This window comes from Pseudomonadota bacterium (assembly GCA_039196715.1).
Classification (GTDB): domain Bacteria; phylum Pseudomonadota; class Gammaproteobacteria; order CALCKW01; family CALCKW01; genus CALCKW01.
Map to the genome: position 1 here is coordinate 74,867 of JBCCUP010000007.1, position 19,670 is coordinate 94,536.

Below are 19,670 nucleotides of genomic sequence, written 5' to 3' on the forward strand. Positions count from 1 at the left end.
GGTTGTGCACTCGTCTGGAGGACGGTAGGCGCAACATGCAGTCGCAAAACGAGGACGCAGCCGGTGACAAGGACGCGGTCTCGCCACTCGAGAAAGCCATCGGCAAACAGGTACACGAGTACCGTTCCGCGCTCGGCATGACACTGGCAGCGCTCTCGCGCACCACCGGGTTGTCGACCGGGATGCTCTCGAAGATCGAAAACGGCCAGACATCGCCGTCGCTTGCGACCTTGCGCGCCTTGGCAGCAGCGTTGAACGTGCCGGTTACCGCGCTGTTCAGGCGCTTCGAAGAACAACGCGACGCAAGCTACGTGCGTGCGGGCGAGGGCTTGCCGATCGAGCGACGCGGTACGCGCGCCGGGCACGAGTACCGCCTGCTTGGCCACAGTGTGGGTGACAAGACCTTGGTCGAGCCGTTTCTGATCACCCTGCGCGAAGGCAGCGAGGTCTTCCCGTTGTTTCAGCACGCCGGGCAGGAGTTCATCTACATGCTCAGTGGCGAAGTGGTCTACCGCTACGGCGAGAAGCTCTACCACCTTCGCCCGGGTGACTCGCTCTTCTTCGACGCTGACGCACCGCACGGCCCCGAGACGCTGATTGCCCTGCCGGCGGAGTTTCTGGCGTTCATCGTGCGAGATGACGGTAACTGATTTTCCTCGTATGAAAAATCATCCACTCACGGTTGACGCTGTCCTGGCCCGGACGTACCCTTTCATGCTGATGTAGCTGCAGATACGAGAACCACATGTGCGGGATAGTCGGGCTGTACGCCAAGCGTGACACCATATCGGAGCGCCTCGGTACCTTGCTGGCAGAGATGCTGGTGCAGATGGGTGACCGCGGACCGGACAGCGCGGGTGTCGCGCTCTACCGCGGTGCCGGGCAGGGCAAAAAACTGTCGGCTCGCGTCGCCGATGACGCGCAACGCGCTGCGCTGGTCGAGACTGCGCGTGAGCAGATCGGCTGCTCGGCGCAGGTGCTCGGCGCACACGTGCTGCTGACCGGCGAGGTCGGCCCGCAGACCGTGGCGTGGCTTGCACAGCACTGCCCGCAGGCCGATGTCATGAGCGTCGGCGAGCGCATCGAAATCTACAAGGAGGCGATGCACCCGGACGACTTCGTCTCGCGCTACGACCTGGGCGCCGTGCGCGGCAGCCACGCGTTGGGCCACACCCGCATGGCCACCGAAAGCGCGGTCACCACCCAGGGATCTCATCCGTTTTCCACCGGGCAGGACCTGTGTTTGGTGCACAACGGCTCGCTGTCGAACCACAACCGCTTGCGGGCCCAGCTCGAACGAGCAGGGTTGCAGTTCAAGACCGAGAACGATTCCGAAGTGGCTGCGGGTTACCTCGCCCACCGCCTGAGTGAGGGCGATTCCCTGGCCGATGCGCTGTCGGCTGCGCTCGAAGACCTCGACGGCTTCTACACCTTTGCCATTGGTACACGCGAGGGCTTCGCGGTGCTGCGTGACCCCATAGCCTGCAAGCCGGCGGTGCTCGCCGAGACCGATGACTGGGTTGCGATGGCGTCCGAGTACCGGGCCATTGCCCGTTTGCCCGGGGCAACGGAGGCGCGTGTCTGGGAACCCGAACCCGGCCAGATCTACACCTGGGAGCGAGAAGCGGCATGACCACATTCGATCTCAACGACGGTGTGCGTGCACTCAATGCGCACTTGCATGGCGAGGTGACCGGTGAGCTCAGCGCAGTCAACCCGGCTGGTCGCCACGCCGTCGCGGTTGGTGCGACCGGGGCTCACTCGGTGTCGATCGACGGCAACGTCGGCTATTACTGCGGTGGCATGAACCAGCTCGCCGACATCGAAGTGCGCGGTAACGCGGGGCCCGGGCTGGCGGAAAACATCATGTCCGGTCGGGTGCACGTGCGCGGCGACGCCTCACAGTACTGTGCCGCCACCGGCCACGGCGGGCTGGTGGTGGTCGACGGCAACGCGTCTTCGCGCTGCGGTATCTCGATGAAGGGCGTCAACGTCGTGGTGCGTGGCAACGTTGGCCACATGAGCGCATTCATGGCGCAGAAGGGATGTCTTGTGGTGTGTGGCGATGCCGGGGACGCGCTTGGTGACTCGCTCTACGAGGCGCGCCTCTACGTGCGCGGCAGCGTGGCGAGCCTCGGCGCCGATTGCGTGCAGAAGCCCATGGAGGCAGAGCACCTCGACGAGCTTGGTGCCTTGCTGCACGAGGCGGGTGTGACCGGTGTCGATCCTGCCGAATTCACGCGCTACGGCTCGGCGCGCAAGCTCTACCACTTCGACATCGACAACGCGTCGGACTACTGAGGAAGCAGGCATGGTGGACCACAGTTGGATGCGCGAGTCGGCGACCTTCAGTCGCCCGGTGATCGCCGAGATCGAGCGCGCCGCACGCACCGGCATCTACGACATCCGCGGTTTTGGCGCCAAGCGCCGGGTGCCCTGTTTCGACGACCTGGTGTTCCTCGGTGCCAGCATGTCGCGCTACCCGCTCGAAGGCTATCGTGAACGCTGCGACACGCGTGTCACCCTCGGGGACCGTTTCGCGTCGAAGCCCATTACCCTCGACATTCCGATCACGATCGCCGGCATGAGTTTCGGTGCGCTCTCGGCTCAGGCCAAGGAAGCGCTTGGCCGGGGTGCCTCGCTCATGGGCACCAGCACCACCACCGGCGATGGCGGTATGACACCGGAAGAGCGGGGGCAAAGCAAATACCTGGTGTACCAGTACCTGCCGTCCCGCTATGGCATGAACCCGGAGGATCTGCGCAAGGCCGACGCCATCGAGATCGTCGTCGGTCAGGGGGCCAAGCCGGGTGGCGGCGGCATGCTTCTCGGACAGAAGATCTCGGATCGGGTCGCAGGCATGCGGGACCTGCCTGCGGGAATTGACCAGCGCAGTGCCTGTCGGCACCCGGACTGGACCGGCCCCGACGACCTCGAGATCAAGATCCAGGAGCTGCGCGAGATCACCGATTGGCAAACGCCGATCTACGTCAAGGTCGGCGCAGCGCGCACCTTTTACGATGTCACGCTGGCGGTCAAATCCGGCGCCGATGTGGTTGTCGTCGACGGCATGCAGGGCGGCACGGCGGCCACGCAAGACGTGTTTATCGAGCACGTCGGTGTTCCGACCCTGCCAGCGGTGCGTCAGGCCGTCGAGGCGCTCGATGCACTCGGCATGCACCGCAAGGTCCAGCTTATCGTCTCCGGGGGCATTCGCAGCGGAGCTGACGTCGCCAAGGCCTTGGCGATGGGCGCGGACGCCGTTTCCATTGGCACCGCCGCGCTGATTGCACTGGGTGACAACAACGCGCAGTATGAAGCCGAATACAACAAGCTCGGCACCAGCGCCGGTTTCTACGACGATTACCAGGATGGGCGCGACCCTGCCGGCATTTGCACCCAGGACCCGGAACTTGCAGCGCGCCTGGACCCGGAAGTCGCTGGCAGGCGATTGGCCAACTACCTGAACGTGTTGAATCTCGAGGCGCAGACCATTGCGCGTGCGTGCGGCAAGTCGCATGTGCACAACCTCGAGCGCGAAGACCTGGCGGCGCTGAGCATCGAGGCGGCAGCGATGGCGGGTGTGCCCCTCGCCGGCACCGACTGGGTGCCGGGTTCACGCTTGTGAAAAAATTCGAGATGTCGGCGGTGTTGTACCGACGGTGTCGCGTCTGTCAACCCCGGGTGCTGCAAGGCAAACGCACACCCCCATTGCGAGGATGACCCCATGGCAACCGATCTCAGCAAAGAAGCCAAAAGCCGCGGTATTCAGTACTTCCTGATCAGCTTCGTCGACCTGTTCGGCAACCTCCGCGCCAAGCTCGTGCCCGCCCGTGCCATTGGCGACATGCAAAAGGAGGGGGCCGGGTTTGCCGGCTTTGCCGCGTGGTTGGACATGACACCTGCGCACCCCGATATGTTCGGCGTGCCCGACCCGGACAGCCTCATCCAGTTGCCCTGGCAACCGGAAATCGGCTGGTTGGCGAGCGACCTCTACATGAACGGCGAACCGGTCGCGGCGTCCCCGCGTGTTGCGCTCAAAGCGCAACTCGAGGCCGCGAAGAAACAGGGTCTGCGCATGAAGACCGGCGTCGAGTGCGAGTACTTTCTGGTCTCGCCCGACGGCACGGCACTCTCGGACCCCGACGACACACAAAGCAAGCCGTGTTACGACCAGCAGGCCTTGATGCGCCGCTACCCGGTTATCCGGGAAATCTGCGACGCGATGATCGCGCTCGGTTGGGGTCCGTACCAGAACGACCACGAGGACGCGAACGGGCAGTTCGAGATGAACTGGGACTACGACGATGCGCTGCGCACTGCTGACCGGCATGTCTTCTTCAAGTACATGGTCAAGACCCTGGCCGAAAACCACGGTCTGCGCGCCACCTTCATGCCTAAGCCTTTTGCCGATCTGACCGGCAACGGCTGCCACGCCCACGTGTCACTGTGGGATAAGGGTGGAAAAAAGAACCTCTTTCTCGACAAGAAGGACGCGCGCGGCCTGGGGCTGTCGAAGACCGCCTACGCGTTTCTCGGCGGCATCGTGCAGAACGCCGAGGCGCTCTGTGCGCTGTTCAACCCGACCGTCAACAGCTACAAGCGCATCAACGGGGCGGTGACGCGCTCGGGCGCCACCTGGTCGCCCAACACCGTGACCTATTCCGGCAACAACCGCACCCACATGATCCGCGTGCCGGATGACGGCCGTTTCGAGTTGCGCCTGATGGACGGTGCCGCCAACCCCTACCTCATGCAGGCGGGCTTTCTGGCCGCTGGTCTCGACGGTCTTGCCAACGAGCTTAACCCAGGCGAGCCGCAGCAAAACGACATGTACGCCGAACCGCAGAAGGCGCGGGGTGCCAAGCGCTTGCCGTTGAACCTGCTCGACGCGTTGCGGGCGCTCGACAAGAGCAAACGGCTGCGCGCGGGCCTCGGCGACGAGTTGGTCGACGCCTTCGTCAAGCTCAAGATGCAGGAATGGCACGCCTACTGTGCGCACCTCAGTGACTGGGAGCGGGCCAACACGCTCGACTGCTGATCGGCCGCCCGCGCCGCCGCAGACCGTGCCGCCCTGACTGGGCGGCGTGGCCTGCCGCAACCGTTAGCGGATACGCAGTTCCAACGAGCCCGATTCCGACAGGCTCAGGATGCGGTAGTGGGGGTCCTGCACGGCGTCGAGTGGCCACACTTCGGCGATCAGGTGACTGGCGTCAGCCGGCACCGTGATGTTCAGCGACTCGCTGAGCGCGACCTGGGTGCGCTGGACCGGGCACTGTGTGTAGTCGATGCGGTAGGGTGATTCGGCGTTGGTGGTGTGGTCGAAGCGGTGACACAACGAGTAGAAGACCGGCACGCCTGGCGACGCCAGCGTCACACGCAGGTGCACAGGCTGCCCGTGCACGAGGGCACTGGCGGCGGGCACGGTCGCGGCCCCGCCGGTGGACAGCGCAAAGTCGAGGTCGTTGCGATCGGACTTCGGTAACCACACGGCGCCGATCAGCACAGCCACCGTGGCGACGGTCAGCAGCACATCGCGGGGCGGGGTATGCGCGGCTTGGGAAGCAAACAGGTTCACACGGCTCCTTCCTGGACAGGTGTGCCAACTGCATCCATGCAGTTGTTGCCAAGCACGACGCAGGAAACGCGCCACGCACACCGCAGCGTCGCGCCCGGGTGAGACGGGCGACGCCGAGGGTGCGGTTGATGTGGATCTAGCTGGCTGAGAGGCCGCGCAAGCGTTCCGAGCGACGGCGCAACAGCTCGAGTGTGGCGAGCAGCGCGACCGAGATGATCACCAGTACCGTCGCCACCGCGAGGATGGTTGGGCTGATCTGTTCGCGGATGCCGGAGAACATCTGGCGCGGAATGGTCCGTTGTTCGGCAGCGGCCATCTGGATGACCACGACCACCTCGTCGAAACTTGTGATGAACGCGAACAGTGCGCCGGAGATCACCCCCGGCAGAATCAACGGCATCTGCACCTTGAAGAAGGTCGTCACCGGGTTGGCGCCCATGCTCTGCGCGGCACGCACGAGGCTCTGATCGAAACCCACCAGGGTCGCCGTGACCGTGATGATGACAAAGGGAATGCCGAGCACCGCGTGGGCGAGAATGAGCCCGGTGTAGGTGTAGGCAAGGTTGAACTGGCTGAACGCGTAGAAGGCGCCTGCCGCGGTGATCACCAGGGGCACGATCATCGGCGAGATCAGCAGCGCCATGATGCCGTTCTTGAACGGCATCTCGGACCGGCTCAGGCCGACCGCGGCCAGCGTGCCGAGGGCGGTCGAGATCAGCGTCGACAGGGTGCCGATGTAGAAGCTGTTCTTCATTGAGCGCACCCACTGCGAGTTCGCCCAGGCGTCAGCCCACCAACCCTCGGTGGCATCGGGGTTGGCCATGCCGTTCTGCAGGATGTCGAGATACCACCGCGTGGAGAAGGCCTCGGGGTTCAGGCTCAGCATGCCCGGCGTGAAACTGAAATACGGCTCCACGTTGAAGCTCAACGGCATCACGATCAGGATCGGCGTGATCAGGAACAGAAAAATCAGGCCGCAGATCACCCGGAAGGTGTAGTACCAGATGCGTTCACCGAGGCCGGCGTAGGGAGGCAATCCGCTCATCGGTCAACCCAGTTTCATGTTGTCGATGCCGACGATGCGGTCGTAGACCCAGTAGAGGATCAACACCACGCCCAACAACACCGTCCCGAGGGCCGCGGCCAGGTTCCAGTTCAGCGATCGCCGCATGTGGAAATCGATGAAATTGGAGATCATCTGCCCGTCTTGCCCGCCGACCAGGGCCGGCGTGATGTAGTAGCCAATCGCGACGATAAACACCAGGATCGCGCCGGCGCCGATGCCGGGGACGGTCTGAGGCGCGTAGACACGCCAGAACGCAGTCCAGTTGGTGGCGCCGAGGCTCTTTGCCGCCCGCACGTAGGACGGTGGGATGCCTTTCATCACCGAGTAGAGCGGCAACACCATGAACGGCAACAGAATGTGCGTCATCGCGATCAGGGTGCCGAGCTTGTTGTAGATCATCGAGAAGCGGGCCTCGTCCGCCGCAACACCGAAGAACACGAACAGATCGTTCAGCACCCCCTGTGATTGCAGCATGGCGATCCAGGCTGTGGTGCGCACCAGGATCGAAGTCCAGAAGGGCAGTAGCACCAGGATCATCAGCAGGTTGGACGTGCGGTTGGGCAGGGTGGCGAGCAGGTAGGCGATCGGGTAGCCCAATAGCAGGCAATATACCGTCACCTGCAAGGAAATTTCGAGGGTGCGCAGGAACAACTTCACGTGGATGCGACGCTGCTCGGGCTGCATCACGATCGAGCCGTCGGCGAGTTGTTTGCGGTCGAGTGCGTTGGCGTAGTAACCGACCGTGAAGGTGCGCGATGCCGCTTTCATCGCTTGCCACACTTCGATGTCGGCCCACTTTTTCTTGACGGCGACGAGGCTGTCCTTGAACGGCGCCTCGAGTCTTGCCGCGCGCCGCGCCGAGGACGTGAACAGCGAGCGGGCACCGCTGAGCTCTCGGTTCACGCGGGTGGCGACCTTGCCTATGGTCTTTTTCTTGCGCGTCTCGACAAGGTCCTGTACCAGGGCTGCATATTGCGCCTCGGTCGGTTCGGTCGACCCGTCCCAGTCGGCGAGCGCCGCCGTCGTGTTCGGCATCTCGGTCGCGAACAGGTCGTCGTGAAAGCCTTTGGCCAGAAACCAGCCAATCGGCGATATGAAGAACACCGCCAGGAAGATCAGCAGCGGTGACACCAGCAGGAACGCGTCCAACTTGCGCCGAAACATCGCGCGCGCCAAGCGCGCCTTCAACGGGGTGCCGTCGGCAGCGAGTACAGGCGAAGGGGCGGTGTCGCTCATGGGATCCCTGGGCAGTGGATGGGAGCCGGGCAAGTGCCCGGCCCCATCGGTCAGCTCGTCGAGCTTAGAGCGCGAGCCACGCGTTGAAACGCTCGTTCAACTCGTCCTGGTTGTCTGCCCAGAACTCGAAGTCGTTGACCAGCGCATTCGCGAGGTTGGCTTCGGCGGTCGGCATGTGCGGTGCCATCTCGGTCTTGCCGTCGTTGTAGAGACCAACGAGGGCACCGGAGGACTTGCGTGCCGGACCGTAGGCGATCCAGGTAGCCTGATCCGCCAGGCGCTGGGTGTCGGTCGAGAACGCGATGAAGTCCATGGTGGCTTCCATGTTCGGCGCACCCTTGGGGATGACCCACAGGTCGAAGTCGAGGATCTGACCGTCCCAGTTCACTTCGAAGGGCTGACCTTCGCCCGCTGCCGCGTTGAAGATGCGGCCGTTGTAGGCGGTGGTCATGACCACTTCGCCGTCGGCCAGCAGCTGGGGCGGCTGTGCACCGGCTTCCCACCAGACCACTTCGCTCTTGATCGAGTCAAGCTTGGCAAAAGCGCGGTCGACACCTTCGGGCGTTGAGAGCAGGTCGTAGACTTCAGCCGCGGGCACGCCGTCGGCCATCAAGGCCATTTCGAGGTTGGCCTTCGGGTTTTTGCGGATGCCGCGCTTGCCCGGGAATTTCTCCAGGTCGAAGAAATCGGCAATGCCTTCAACGCCGGACGTCTTGCTCGTGTCGTAGGCGAAGATGGTTGACCAGACGATGTTCGACACCGCGCACTCGGGCAGAGCGCCTGCGATGAAGTCATCGGCCGCTGATGTGCCGTCCGGCGCTGCCGGCAGAACGGAGTGGTCGATCGGCTCGAGCAGGCCTTCGTCACAGCCGCGGACCGCGTCGGAGTATTCAACGTCGACGACGTTCCACTTGACGTTGCCGGCTTCGACCTGCGACTTCACTTCAGACAGACCACCGTTGTAGTCCTCGGAGATGATGGTGTTGCCGGTCTTGGCCATCCAGGGCTTGTGGTAGGCCTCGACCTGCGACTTGGTGTAGGCACCACCCCAGGACACGACCGTGATGGTGTCGGCGGCCTGCGCTGCGGTGGCCGCAGTGATCGCTGTCGCGACGCCAAAGGCGAGTTGTTTCAGTTTCATGGTAATTTCCATCCGTTTTCTGCCCTCGGTAGGTGTGTGACGAGCAGGTCCCCGGGGCTCGGACACGGCTCGGTTTATAGCGATGTCGCTAAATCAGATCGAGCGCGCGGCAGTCCTCGCGCTCCCAGGTCAGGTGAACGGTCTCGCCGACGTTGAGTCGAGCGTGACCCGCCGCGTTCGGCACCTTGACGATGAACTCGTTGTGTCCGTGCACGTCCATGCGGCAGCGTATGTGGTCGCCGAGGTAGATCAGTTCGAGTACGCGCGCACTGACCGCGTCCGGCGTGCTCTCACTGCCGATGCTGACGCGTTCGGGCCGGATCGACAGCAGGCTGCGCTCACCGACGCCGCCGCAGTTGACCGCCAGGGCCTTGCAGGTGGCGCCGTCGTCGAACTGCACGGTTGCGGTGTCGTCGTCGATCGCGATGATCTGCCCGCCGAGCTTGTTGTTCTCGCCGATGAACTGCGCACAAAAGGAGTTCTCGGGGCGCTCGTAGAGGGTTTCGGGATCGGCGAGCTGCTGAATGACGCCGTCGTTGAAAACGGCAATCCGGTCTGACATCGTCAGGGCTTCGGACTGATCGTGCGTCACGTAGACGACTGTCACGCCGAGGTTTTCGTGGATGTGCTTGATCTCGTACTGCATCTGCTCGCGCAGTTGCTTGTCGAGTGCGCCGAGTGGCTCGTCCATCAGCACGAGTTCGGGGTCGAACACAAGCGCGCGCGCAACTGCGATGCGCTGCTGCTGACCACCGGACAGCTGCGCCGGGCGGCGGTTGCCGAACGGACCCATCTGCACCATGTCGAGCGCGCGTTTGACCTTGGTCTCGATCTCGGACTTCGACTGGCCGCGCACCTGCAGTGGGAAGGCGAGGTTTTCGTTCACTGACATGTGCGGAAACAGCGCGTAGTTCTGAAACACCATCCCGATGCCGCGCTTGTGCGGCGGGATGTTGTTGATACCGCGCCCACCGAGTTTGATCTCGCCGTGGGTCGCGGTTTCGAAACCCGCGAGCATCATCAGACAGGTGGTTTTGCCGGAGCCCGAGGGTCCGAGCATCGTGAGGAACTCGCCCCGTCCGATCGCGAGGTTCAAATCCTTAACGACAAGGGTCTCGCCGTCGTAACTCTTCTGGACACGTTCGAACTCGACGAATGTGTCGCCGCTTGGGCCTGAGGTCATGTACGCGGGACGCTCTTTCGGAAGTGTGGTCTTCGCACCGGCGCGGGGTCTGACTGCCGGTCAATGGCCCGATTCGAGCACACATGCACGGTTTGAATCAAGGGTCGGCCACCGATTGGTTCAGCGATTCCAACGCGTCCTGCTCGGTCAACCACTTCTGTTCCAATTCGGCGATCTCGGCTTTCAGTGCGGTGTCCCGGGCACCGAGTTCGGCGACCTGACTGCTGTCACCGGTGCTGTACAGGGCCGGGTCGGCCAACGCCCGCTGGACCTCGGCCCGCTCCGATTGTACGGCTTCCAAACGCCGCTCGATGTCGGCGATGCGTTTGGTTAACGGTTGCAGTGCAGCGCGCCGGCGAGCCGCCTCGCGCCGCTCCTCGCGCCGGGAGCCGGCCGCCGGGTGTGCCGTCGCCGTGCGTGGGTTGGCCCGTTGGCCAAGCCACTGCGCGAAGGCGTCGAGGTCGTCGAGCCAGGGCGCGCACCGCCCCGCGTCCACCAGCAGGAAGTCGTCGCAGCAGCTGCGCAAGAGGTGGCGGTCATGGGAAATCAGCACGACCGCACCGGCGAAGTCCTGCAGCGCCAGCGCGAGTGACTCGCGGGCCATCAGGTCGAGGTGGTTGGTCGGTTCGTCGAGCAGCAGCAGGTTGGGCGCGCGGTAGATCACGCAGGCCAACGCCAGTCTCGCGCGCTCCCCGCCGGAAAACGGCGCGACCGGCCCGAGCGCGCTGTCCTGGCCGAAGCCGAAGCGGCCGAGGTAGTTGCGGATGTCGGCCTCGCGTGCCGCGGGGTCGAGCCGGGCGATGTGCTGCACCGGCGTCTGGTCGTCGCGCAGTTGCTCGAGCTGGTGCTGGGCAAAGTAGCCGATGTCGCAGTGCATGTGCTGCTCGCGGGTGCCTGCACTGAGCTGCACGGTGTCGACGCCGGCGAGTGCCTTGATCAACGTGGACTTGCCCGCCCCGTTGGCCCCGATCAGGCCAAGGCGATCGCCAGACCCGATCCGCAGCGTGAGGTCCGACAGCGTCGTGGCGTCCGCGTACCCCACACTGGCGTCGTGCAGGCTGAGCAGGTGTTCGGGCAGCTTGACTGGCGTGTCGAACGCGAAGTTGAAACCGCTGCTGACCTGCGCGGCGGCGATGTCCGGCAGCTTGGCCAGCGCCTTGAGCCGGCTCTGCGCCTGGCGCGCCTTGGTGGCCTTGGCACGAAAGCGGTCGACGAAAGCCTGCATGTGGGCACGCTGCCGCGCCTGGCGCTCGCGCGCGTGCGCCAACTGGGCGTCCTGCTCGGCGCGTTGGCGTTCGCACTCGCTGTAGTTGCCGGTGTAGAGGCGGAGGCTGCCTTGCTGCAGGTGGGCGACGCGGTCGACCGTGGCGTCGAGGAACTCGCGGTCGTGCGAAATCAACACGAGCGCACCCGCGTAGCGTTGCAGCCACCGTTCGAGAAAGACGATGGCGTCGAGGTCGAGGTGGTTCGTGGGTTCGTCCAGCAACAGCAGGTCGGAGGGGCACATCAGCGCGCGGGCGAGGTTCAGCCGCACGCGCCAGCCGCCGGAAAAATCCGCCACCGCGCGGTCGCTGTCCGCCGGTTCGAAGCCGAGCCCACTGAGCAACTGCGCGGCGCGGGCCTCGGCATCCCAGGCGTTGTGGGCGTCGAGTTGCGCGTGCCAGTGTGCCTGTGCCGCGTCGTCGCCTGCCGCCACGGCGTCGGCCAGGCGCGCCTGCACCTGACGCAGGTTCGCATCGCCGTCGAGGGTGAAGTCCAGCGCGCTGCGCTGCACGGCGGGGGTGTCCTGCGCCACGTGTGCGATCACCCAGTCGGGCGGTATGCTGAGCGACCCGGAATCCGCTTCGTGAGCGCCCAGCATGGTGGCCAACAACGTGCTCTTGCCCGACCCGTTCTCACCGGTGAGCCCCATGCGCTGGCCGGCATACAGCTCGAATGTCGCCGCGTGGATGAGTTCGCGCGGACCGCGTCGGATGCACAGGTTGTCAGCGCGGATCATGGTGGAGCGGGGTGTCGTCCGGGCGGGGAATGCCGCAAGCATACGGACTGGTTTGCGCCCGGTCGAGGCGTGCACCGCGGCACCTGGGCCAACGGCGGTGGTGCCGTGTCGCTGACCGTCGTCGGGGTGGTGGAGTCGCCGTTCCCGAGCAAATTCGCGGTGCCGAGGCAGAGCGGGTTTTCCGAGCGCGTCACGTCGTTCATCCGCATTGAGCCCGACTGGCGCGACGCACTCCACGGCCTCGACGGCATCAGCCACCTCTGGGTGCTGTTCCAGTTTCACCAGATCGGGTCGGCGCGCGCGGCGACCCGGGCGCGGCCACCGCGGCTCGGCGGCAACCGCCGCCTCGGGGTGTTCGCGACCCGCGCCACCCACCGCCCGAACGGCATTGGCCTGTCGGTGGTTCGCATCGCGTCGCTCGAGCCCGCCGGCGTGCATGTCTGCGGGCTGGACGCGGTCGACGGTACCCCGGTGTTGGACCTCAAACCCTACCTGCCGTGGGCGGATGCACCGGCCGGCGCGCACAACGCAGTGTCCCCCGCCCCCCCCGACACCCGCCGTGTCCGGTTTGTGGACGACGCCCTGGACCGGCTCCATCGCCTCGACCCGGTCGCCGCCGCAGGCCGCCGCGCGCTGCTCGAAGACGTGTTGCGCTTCGAGGCCCGCCCGGCTTACCAGCGTCAGGCCGAGCGCGTCTACGCCACCGAGATTGCCGGCCTGCGCGTGCGCTGGCGCTACCCCGAGGCGGGTGTGGTCGAGGTGGTCGCAATCGAGGACGCGGACCCGCGGACGGCATCCGTCTGACCGGCTGGCCCGTGCAGAGGTGGCCAGCTGGCAACCCGGCGCGCCCGCTGCGCTCTGATACCATGAACTGTTTGGGTCGCTCACCGACGCCGCGCGGCCCAGTGTCTTCGGAGACTGTGATGAACGCGAGAGCCAGCCGGGTCTGGGTGTTGGCCGTAATGGCACTGAGCCTGGTCACCGGGTGTGCGACGACCTACTACAGTGTGTGGGAGACGCTGGGCTACCAGAAGCGCGATATCCTCAAGACCCGCGTTGAGCGGGCGCGCGACAGCCAACAGCAGGCCTTTGACCGCTTCGAGGCGGTTGCGCGTGCCTCGGCACCGCTGGCGAGTGCACTCGACGGCACGGTCGACACCGCCGGGCAAGTCCAGAGCCTGCGTGTCGCCTACCGCAACGCGGCGCGGACCGCCTCGACCGTGCGCGCCCACATCGACCAGGTGGACGATGTCAGCCAGGCGCTGTTCAGTGAATGGGAGGCAGAGCTGATCAACACCGCGAGTTCGACACAGCGCTCCAATGACCACCAGGAGCTGGCCGAAACGCGTCAGGCCTACAACAGCCTGATCGGCGCGATGCGCGGTGCCGAGGCCGGCATCGCGCCTGTGCTCAGCACGGTCGAGGACAGCATGCGCGGGCTCGACGCCGTCGACGGCGAGTTGACGGCATCCCAGGTCTCGGGCTTTCTGTCCTTGCAGGGTGACCTTGAACGCCTGACCGGGGACCTGCAGCGCTCGATAGACGCCGCCACGCGCTTCGCCGAGCGCCTCGAGCGCTAGCGAGTCGGCGGCGTGTTTCTTTGGAACATCGTCGGCGCACTGGTCGGGTACCAGTTTTCGGGCAGCTGGATCGGGGCGGTGGTCGGTTGGTTTCTCACGTCCCTCATCGCCCGATCCGTTGTCGGCAAGCCGACCGGGACCGCGCGGGCAGGTGTCGGCGCGGGGCAGGGGTGGCGTCCCGGCGTGGGTCGTGCTCGGCCGGGTGAGAGCCGGCAGCGCGTGTTCCTCGAGACGGTGTTCCAGCTCATGGGTCGGCTCGCCAAGGCCGACGGGCGCATCTCCGAACGGGAAGTGGCCCACACCGAGGCGTTCATGGCACAGCTGGGCATGTCGGCCGAGCGGCGGCGGGAAGCGATCTCGCTGTTCAAGCAGGGGGCCGATCCGCAGTTTGATGTCGATGTGGCGCTCGAGCGCTTTCAGCGCGCGGTGGGCCGCTCGCCGCACTTGCGCCAGCTGTTGTTGGTGTACCTGATGGACGTCGCGTTGGCCGACGGCGAGTTCAAAGGCCCGGAGGAGCAGTTGCTGCGGCGCATCGGCGCCGACCTCGGATTCTCGGCCTTCGCGCTCGAGCAGCTCATTGCCATGACCCGCGGACAGGATCACTTCGGTTCGCGAGCCGGCGGCGCTGGGGGCGGAGCGCGGGGCGTGTCCGGTTTGGATGCGGCCTACCAGGCGCTCGGTGTGAAGCCCGACGACAGCGACAGTGTGGTCAAACGGGCCTACCGGAAACTGATCAGCGAATTCCACCCCGATAAATTGATCGGTCAGGGGGTGCCCGAGGACATGGTGCAGGCCGCCACCGAACGCTCGCAGGAGATTCAGCGGGCCTACGATGTGATCAAGGATGCGCGCGGGCTCTGAGGGCGAGCCCGATCGACGGCGCGGCCCGGCTCGATACGGCACGGGCCGCCCGTGATCACGACGCTGGCTTTTGCCAACTACCGCTCGCTGCGCCAGCTGGTGTTGCCTCTGGCGCCCTTGACGGTGGTGACGGGCGCGAACGGCACGGGCAAATCGAACGTCTACCGTGGCCTGCGTCTGCTCGCCAGTGCCGCGTCAGGCGGCCACCGGAACGGCTTGATTGCCGGTCTCGCCAACGAGGGCGGCTTGCAATCGGTGTTGTTCGCCGGCCCGGAGCAGGGCGGTGCGGCCTTGCACAAACGGGGGCTGCCGGTGCAGGGCACGGTGCGACGCGATCCGGTTCGGGTGAAGCTCGGTTTCGCGACAGCCGCCACGGAGCACACGCTGGGCTACGCGCTGGAGCTCGGTGTGCCGGTGCCGGGTGCGCTCGGGCCGACGGCGTTCGCGCTCGACCCGGAGATCAAATACGAATCGGTGTTTCACGGGCCGCTGTTGCGGCCTGCCGGCACCCTGGTTGAGCGCACCGGGCCGATGGCCCGCGCGCGTCAGGGCCGGCGCTGGCAGGTGGTGGCGCCGTCGCTGTCCGGCCACGACAGTGTCCTCGACAGCGCGACCGACGGCGGGTTGGCGGAGCTCGACGGCGTGCGACGTACCCTGCGGTCCTGGCGCTTCTACGACCACCTGCGCACCGACCGGGACGCACCGGCGCGCGCGGCGCACATCGGCACCCGCACCCCGGTGCTGTCGGATTCCGGCTCGGACCTCGCAGCGGCGTTGCAAACGGTCATCGAGATCGGCGACGCCGAGGCCCTGCACGACGCGGTGGACGACGCGTTCCCGGGTGCGAGCGTCAGCGTCACGGTCGATCGCGGCCTGTTCAACCTCGTCTTGCAGCGCAGGGGTCTGCTGCGTCCGCTCGCCGCGGCTGAGCTGTCCGACGGCACCTTGCGGTACCTCATGCTGCTCGCCGCGCTGCTCAGCCCGCGCCCGCCGTCCCTGCTGGTGCTGAACGAGCCCGAGACCAGTTTGCACCCCGATCTCATGGCGCCGCTCGCTCGTCTGATCAGCCAGTGCCCGGTTCAGGTGCTTGTTGTCACCCACGCGGCGGCGCTGGTGCGGGCGCTCGAGGCCCGCGCCGACGGCACCGTCTTGCAGTTGGTCACCGAACAGGGCGAGACCTGCGTGCACGGGCTACACGACCTCGACGCCCCGCCCTGGCGGTGGCCGGGAGGCTGATTCGGCCGCGGTGCGCCGCGCTTCGGTGTGCTCAGTCGAGGTGTTGCAGCAGTGTCGCGAGCATCGCGCTGTCGGGCTGCATCAGGCCGTCGATCACGTTGAAATGGTGGGCACCCGCCACGGCGTGGTGGTCTGCGTGTGCAAGTTGGCCAGCCCAGATCAACGGCAGCAGCTGTGCCTGGCGGCGGAACTCCGGCAATTCGTCCGCACCGACCCAGGCGTGCAACCGGGTGTGGGCCCGCGGCTCCTGCAACGCCGGGCTCTCCGCGCGCGCGGTGGGCACCGACAACTGCAGCGTGGGGTTCAGGGGGGTGTGGATCAGCGGACGCAGGTCGTGCAGGCCGCTGATCGACAGCGCCGCGGCGATGCGCGCGGCAGTCGCCTCGGGCAGCGCAACGTTGCGGCACAACAGCCGGGAAACCAGGTGGCCGCCAGCCGAGTGGCCGCTGAGCAGCACGGTGCCCTCGATCCGCTCGGCCGCCAGGGCCAAGGCGTTCGCCACATCGGCGGTGATCGACGCGATCGAGACGTTGGGGCACAGGCGGTAAGATGGCACAGCCACCGCCAGGCCGCGTTCGAGGGCGCCTTGAGCACAGTGCGACCAAACCGACTTGTCGGTCCGTATCCAGTAGCCGCCGTGCACGTGGAACAGCAGCCCGCGCGGCGCCGTGCCCGCCGGCCAGAACAGGTCCAGCCGTTGGCGCGGGTGGTCTCCGTAGGGGATGTCGAGCTCGGTGCGCCCGCGGTCCGGCCACGCCGCTCTGAACGCGGCGGCGTCGTGGGTCCAGCGGTCGAAGAACGCAGCACTGCCCGGCACGGCGGCGCTGTTGTCGTAGGCGGTGTCCCAGTCCATGTTGTCGGTGTCTCGGAGTTCGGCAAAGTATCGCGCATCGTGGCAAAGTGTGGGCTCAATCGTACGGCGATCCGCAGACACCCGACCCCGATTCGATGAAACAGGAAACCATCAACAAGGTCGTGCTCGCCCTCGTGGCCGCACTCATCTCGGCGCTGTTCCTGACCATGATCGCCGACTTCCTCATGGTCATCTTCATGGCGGGCCTGTTTGCCGCGGTGTTTCACCCGTTCTACCTGCGCGCCCGCAGACGACTGGCCGGGCGGGAGGCCCTGGCCTCGCTCGCCACGGTGCTGGTGGCGTTGTGTTTCGTGTTCGTTCCGATTCTCCTGGTCGGCTCGGCGGCGGTCGGGCAGGCGGTGCTCCTGCAGGACAATTTCGCGGCGCTGATCCGCTGGGTTGCCGAGCCGGGCGCGGTGTCACGGGTGCTCGAGTACCTGCCGTTCTACGAGGCCCTGTTGCCGTTTCGCGAGGTCGTGATCTCGCAGCTCACCGATGTGCTCGGGTCGGCGAGCAAGAAGGCCGTCGAGCTGCTGCAGTCGGTCACGATCGGCACCGTGAACATGGTGCTGCAGCTCGTCATTGCGGTGTACGCGATGTTCTTCCTGCTGATCGACGGCGACAAGCTGCTCAAGCGCATCCTGTATTACCTGCCGCTCGACGACCACGACGAGCAGTTGCTGCTCAACCGCTTCACCTCGGTCACCCGGGCGACGATCAAGGGCACCGTGGTCATCGGCGTTCTGCAAGGCGGACTCGCGGGCATCGCCTTCGCGCTGGTCGGCTTGCCGAGCGCGCTGTTCTGGTCGATTGCGATGATGCTGCTCTCGGTCGTACCGGGCATCGGCACCGCGCTGGTGTGGGTGCCGGCGACCCTCTACCTGTTGGCCACGGGCGAGGTGATTTCCGGCATCGGCCTCGGCCTCTTCTGTGCGGTGGTCGTGGGCAGCCTGGACAACGTGCTGCGGCCGAAACTGGTGGGCAACGACACCGAGTTGCACGAGCTGATGATCTTTTTCAGCACCATGGGCGGGCTTGCCATGTTCGGCTTCCTCGGCTTCATCATCGGTCCGATCGTCGGCGCCCTGTTCGTGACCGTCTGGCACATCTACGGTGTCGAGTTCAAGGCCTGGTTGCCCGCCACGGGCTTTCGCACGCAGAGCGACATCGACGACGCCAAGGCCGACTGAACTCAGTCCGGCACAGGCAGAAACAGCGCCGGGTCGATCCAGGTGCCGTTCAGCCCCACCGACCAGTGCAGGTGCGGGCCAGTCGAGCGTCCAGTCGACCCGACTTCGCCAAGTTTCGCGCCCTGTTCGACCTGGTCTCCGACGGCGACATCGATCTTGCTCATGTGCGCATACAGGCTGATCAACCCCTGACCGTGGTCGAGGTAGACCATGTTGCCCGAGAAGAAAAAGTCGCCCAGTTCAATCACGGTGCCGGCGGCGGGTGCGACGATCGGCGTGCCGCTGGGGGCGGCGATGTCCAAGCCGCTGTGCGGGTTTCTGGCTTTGCCATTGAAGAACCTCTTCACGCCAAAGTCGCCGGTGCGCGGCCCCGCCAATGGCGTGATGAAATCGAAGCCGAGCAACTCGTCGGTCCAACGTGTCTTCGCTGCGACTTTCCTGCCACGCTCTGAGCGAATGCGCTTGAGGTCGTCTTCGTTGGGGTCGACTTTTCGCGTGTTTGTGATCGTGATGTGTTGCTCTTCGTAGGCTTTGTCAGCAACGCTGAACGGCTCCACCTTACCGTTGACGCTGATGTCGTGGCGGCCGGTTCGGGCATCCAGTGGGATACCGACATAGGCATACCAGCCGTCTTCGTGCCGGATCGTGAAGACCCGTGCACCCTCGTAGCGCACCTCGGGGCGCGCCGCCTGCTCGCCGAGCGGTATCACCGCCACCCCGCCCGGGGTGTGCTGCGCCCGCGGGGCGGCCCAGGCGCTGACCGACAGCAGGCCGCTGAGGGCCAGTGCGACCAGGCCCGTGGACTGGCGAGAAAGGGACCGAATGCTCATGTCTGGGACTCCATGTGTTCAGGGGCGCCGGTGTCGAGGGGTGTGTCGAGCTGCTCCACCCACAGGGCCGTCGCCCCGGCCACCGCCGCTGGCATGGCGATCAGGTTCACCAGCGGAATGGTCTGGGCAAGTGTAGCCACCCCGCCGAAACCCAGCGCGGTCGCGCGGTGGCGCCGAAGCCGTTGGCGAACCGCTTTGAAGCGGTGCCCGTGGTTGGCCATCGGGTAGTCGACGTACTCGAGGCTGACCAGCCAGGCGCTGAAGCCCAGCCAGGCGACCGAGGCGAGGAGGTTGAGGCCCGGGATGAACGTCAGTGCGAGCAACGGCAGCAACCAGCCAGCCAAGTAGAGCAGCTTGCCGAGTTCGCCGAGCACGGTGGCCGGTGCAGACGCGACAAAGGTCCACCAGTCCACCGGTGCATCGGCAGGGGCACTGCCGCGCAGGTGTGCTTCGACACGCTCGGCGAGCAGGCCGTTGAACGGGGCTGCAATGACGTTGGCAAGCAGCGCGAACACGTAGAATATGGCGATCAGCACGCCGATGCCGAAGAGCAGCCAGAGCAGGCCCTGAACCACCGGGACCAGCCACGCCAGCGCCTCGATGCCCGCCAGCCATTGCATCCACTGGCTGCCGGTCAGCCAGCCCAGGGCGCTGTCCACCTGGCGCGTCAGCCAACCCACCAACAACACGAACAACACCGTGTTGGCCGCCAACGGCAGCGCCACGAAGCGGCGCAGGCCGGGCTGGGCGATCAGGCCGATCCCACGTTTGTAATACCGTGCACCGCCGGCCGCGGCGGAAAGACCGCTCAACACCCTGTGTCTCCTGTGTTGGGGGTTGCCACCGCGGCAGGTGTGTTACCGGTCGCGAGCGGGTAGAATACGAGGGCCGAGCGCCACCGCTGCCCGCTTGGCTCG

At 65.9% G+C, this 19,670-nt stretch carries 19 protein-coding genes; 10 read left to right on the forward strand and 9 right to left on the reverse strand.

Translation table 11 applies throughout. From position 1 onward, the window contains the following. The first annotated feature begins 35 nt into the window (after positions 1–35). From AAGA11_04850 to glnT, 5 genes are all read left to right on the forward strand, one after another. The gene (locus AAGA11_04850) at positions 36–650 is read left to right on the forward strand and encodes a cupin domain-containing protein (GenBank protein ID MEM9602167.1); all 615 of its coding nucleotides are present in this window, start codon (positions 36–38) and stop codon (positions 648–650) included. A 95-nt stretch (positions 651–745) separates the two neighbouring features. Next, positions 746–1,633 carry a glutamine amidotransferase family protein gene (locus AAGA11_04855; protein ID MEM9602168.1) on the forward strand — a complete coding sequence of 296 codons (888 nt, stop codon included), beginning with the start codon at positions 746–748 and terminating at the stop codon, positions 1,631–1,633. Then, on the forward strand, positions 1,630–2,301 hold the full coding sequence (locus tag AAGA11_04860; GenBank protein ID MEM9602169.1) for a protein glxC: 672 nt from the start codon (positions 1,630–1,632) through the stop codon (positions 2,299–2,301). The genes AAGA11_04855 and AAGA11_04860 overlap by 4 nt, the downstream gene beginning before the upstream one ends. 10 nt (positions 2,302–2,311) lie before the next feature. Continuing rightward, positions 2,312–3,628: an FMN-binding glutamate synthase family protein gene (locus tag AAGA11_04865; GenBank protein MEM9602170.1), complete on the forward strand. Its 1,317-nt coding sequence runs from the start codon at positions 2,312–2,314 to the stop codon at positions 3,626–3,628. 99 nt (positions 3,629–3,727) lie between these two features. After that, entirely contained in the window at positions 3,728–5,041 is a 1,314-nt protein-coding gene (gene glnT / locus AAGA11_04870; GenBank protein ID MEM9602171.1) for a type III glutamate--ammonia ligase, read from the forward strand. A gap of 63 nt (positions 5,042–5,104) precedes the next feature. Here the strand turns inward: glnT and AAGA11_04875 are convergent, their stop codons facing one another. The 6 genes from AAGA11_04875 to AAGA11_04900 all read right to left on the reverse strand — a co-directional run bounded on the left by AAGA11_04875 (position 5,105) and on the right by AAGA11_04900 (position 12,203). Beyond that, complete coding sequence (locus AAGA11_04875) at positions 5,105–5,578, reverse strand: hypothetical protein (GenBank protein ID MEM9602172.1); 474 nt, start codon at positions 5,576–5,578, stop codon at positions 5,105–5,107. Positions 5,579–5,714: 136 nt separating this feature from the next. Next, the gene (locus AAGA11_04880) at positions 5,715–6,623 is read right to left on the reverse strand and encodes an ABC transporter permease (protein ID MEM9602173.1); all 909 of its coding nucleotides are present in this window, start codon (positions 6,621–6,623) and stop codon (positions 5,715–5,717) included. A gap of 3 nt (positions 6,624–6,626) precedes the next feature. Beyond that, complete coding sequence (locus AAGA11_04885; protein ID MEM9602174.1) at positions 6,627–7,880, reverse strand: ABC transporter permease; 1,254 nt, start codon at positions 7,878–7,880, stop codon at positions 6,627–6,629. A gap of 64 nt (positions 7,881–7,944) precedes the next feature. Further along, positions 7,945–9,021 carry an ABC transporter substrate-binding protein gene (locus tag AAGA11_04890; protein ID MEM9602175.1) on the reverse strand — a complete coding sequence of 359 codons (1,077 nt, stop codon included), beginning with the start codon at positions 9,019–9,021 and terminating at the stop codon, positions 7,945–7,947. An 88-nt stretch (positions 9,022–9,109) separates the two neighbouring features. Then, positions 9,110–10,204, reverse strand: a complete 1,095-nt coding sequence (locus tag AAGA11_04895) for an ABC transporter ATP-binding protein (GenBank protein ID MEM9602176.1) — start codon at positions 10,202–10,204, stop codon at positions 9,110–9,112. A gap of 97 nt (positions 10,205–10,301) precedes the next feature. Further along, positions 10,302–12,203 (reverse strand): ATP-binding cassette domain-containing protein, encoded by a 1,902-nt coding sequence (locus tag AAGA11_04900; GenBank protein MEM9602177.1) that lies wholly within the window; start codon positions 12,201–12,203, stop codon positions 10,302–10,304. A 69-nt stretch (positions 12,204–12,272) separates the two neighbouring features. On the opposite strand from AAGA11_04900, the gene tsaA reads away from it, so the two are divergent. From tsaA to AAGA11_04920, 4 genes are all read left to right on the forward strand, one after another. Further along, positions 12,273–13,007: a tRNA (N6-threonylcarbamoyladenosine(37)-N6)-methyltransferase TrmO gene (tsaA, locus tag AAGA11_04905; GenBank protein ID MEM9602178.1), complete on the forward strand. Its 735-nt coding sequence runs from the start codon at positions 12,273–12,275 to the stop codon at positions 13,005–13,007. Between the two features lie 119 nt (positions 13,008–13,126). Next, positions 13,127–13,783: a DUF2959 family protein gene (locus AAGA11_04910; GenBank protein MEM9602179.1), complete on the forward strand. Its 657-nt coding sequence runs from the start codon at positions 13,127–13,129 to the stop codon at positions 13,781–13,783. A gap of 12 nt (positions 13,784–13,795) precedes the next feature. Beyond that, the gene (gene djlA / locus AAGA11_04915; GenBank protein ID MEM9602180.1) at positions 13,796–14,644 is read left to right on the forward strand and encodes a co-chaperone DjlA; all 849 of its coding nucleotides are present in this window, start codon (positions 13,796–13,798) and stop codon (positions 14,642–14,644) included. 51 nt (positions 14,645–14,695) lie between these two features. Continuing rightward, positions 14,696–15,880, forward strand: a complete 1,185-nt coding sequence (locus AAGA11_04920; protein ID MEM9602181.1) for an AAA family ATPase — start codon at positions 14,696–14,698, stop codon at positions 15,878–15,880. A 31-nt stretch (positions 15,881–15,911) separates the two neighbouring features. On the opposite strand, the gene AAGA11_04925 is transcribed toward AAGA11_04920, so the two are convergent. Next, on the reverse strand, positions 15,912–16,733 hold the full coding sequence (locus AAGA11_04925) for an alpha/beta hydrolase (GenBank protein ID MEM9602182.1): 822 nt from the start codon (positions 16,731–16,733) through the stop codon (positions 15,912–15,914). A 95-nt stretch (positions 16,734–16,828) separates the two neighbouring features. On the opposite strand from AAGA11_04925, the gene AAGA11_04930 reads away from it, so the two are divergent. Continuing rightward, positions 16,829–17,923, forward strand: coding sequence for an AI-2E family transporter (locus AAGA11_04930; protein MEM9602183.1), 1,095 nt, complete (start codon positions 16,829–16,831; stop codon positions 17,921–17,923). A gap of 2 nt (positions 17,924–17,925) precedes the next feature. On the opposite strand, the gene AAGA11_04935 is transcribed toward AAGA11_04930, so the two are convergent. Both AAGA11_04935 and cysZ read right to left on the reverse strand, forming a co-directional pair. Then, complete coding sequence (locus AAGA11_04935; GenBank protein ID MEM9602184.1) at positions 17,926–18,753, reverse strand: peptidoglycan DD-metalloendopeptidase family protein; 828 nt, start codon at positions 18,751–18,753, stop codon at positions 17,926–17,928. Next, positions 18,750–19,568, reverse strand: coding sequence for a sulfate transporter CysZ (gene cysZ / locus AAGA11_04940; protein MEM9602185.1), 819 nt, complete (start codon positions 19,566–19,568; stop codon positions 18,750–18,752). The genes AAGA11_04935 and cysZ overlap by 4 nt, the downstream gene beginning before the upstream one ends. Between the last annotated feature and the right edge of the window lie 102 nt (positions 19,569–19,670).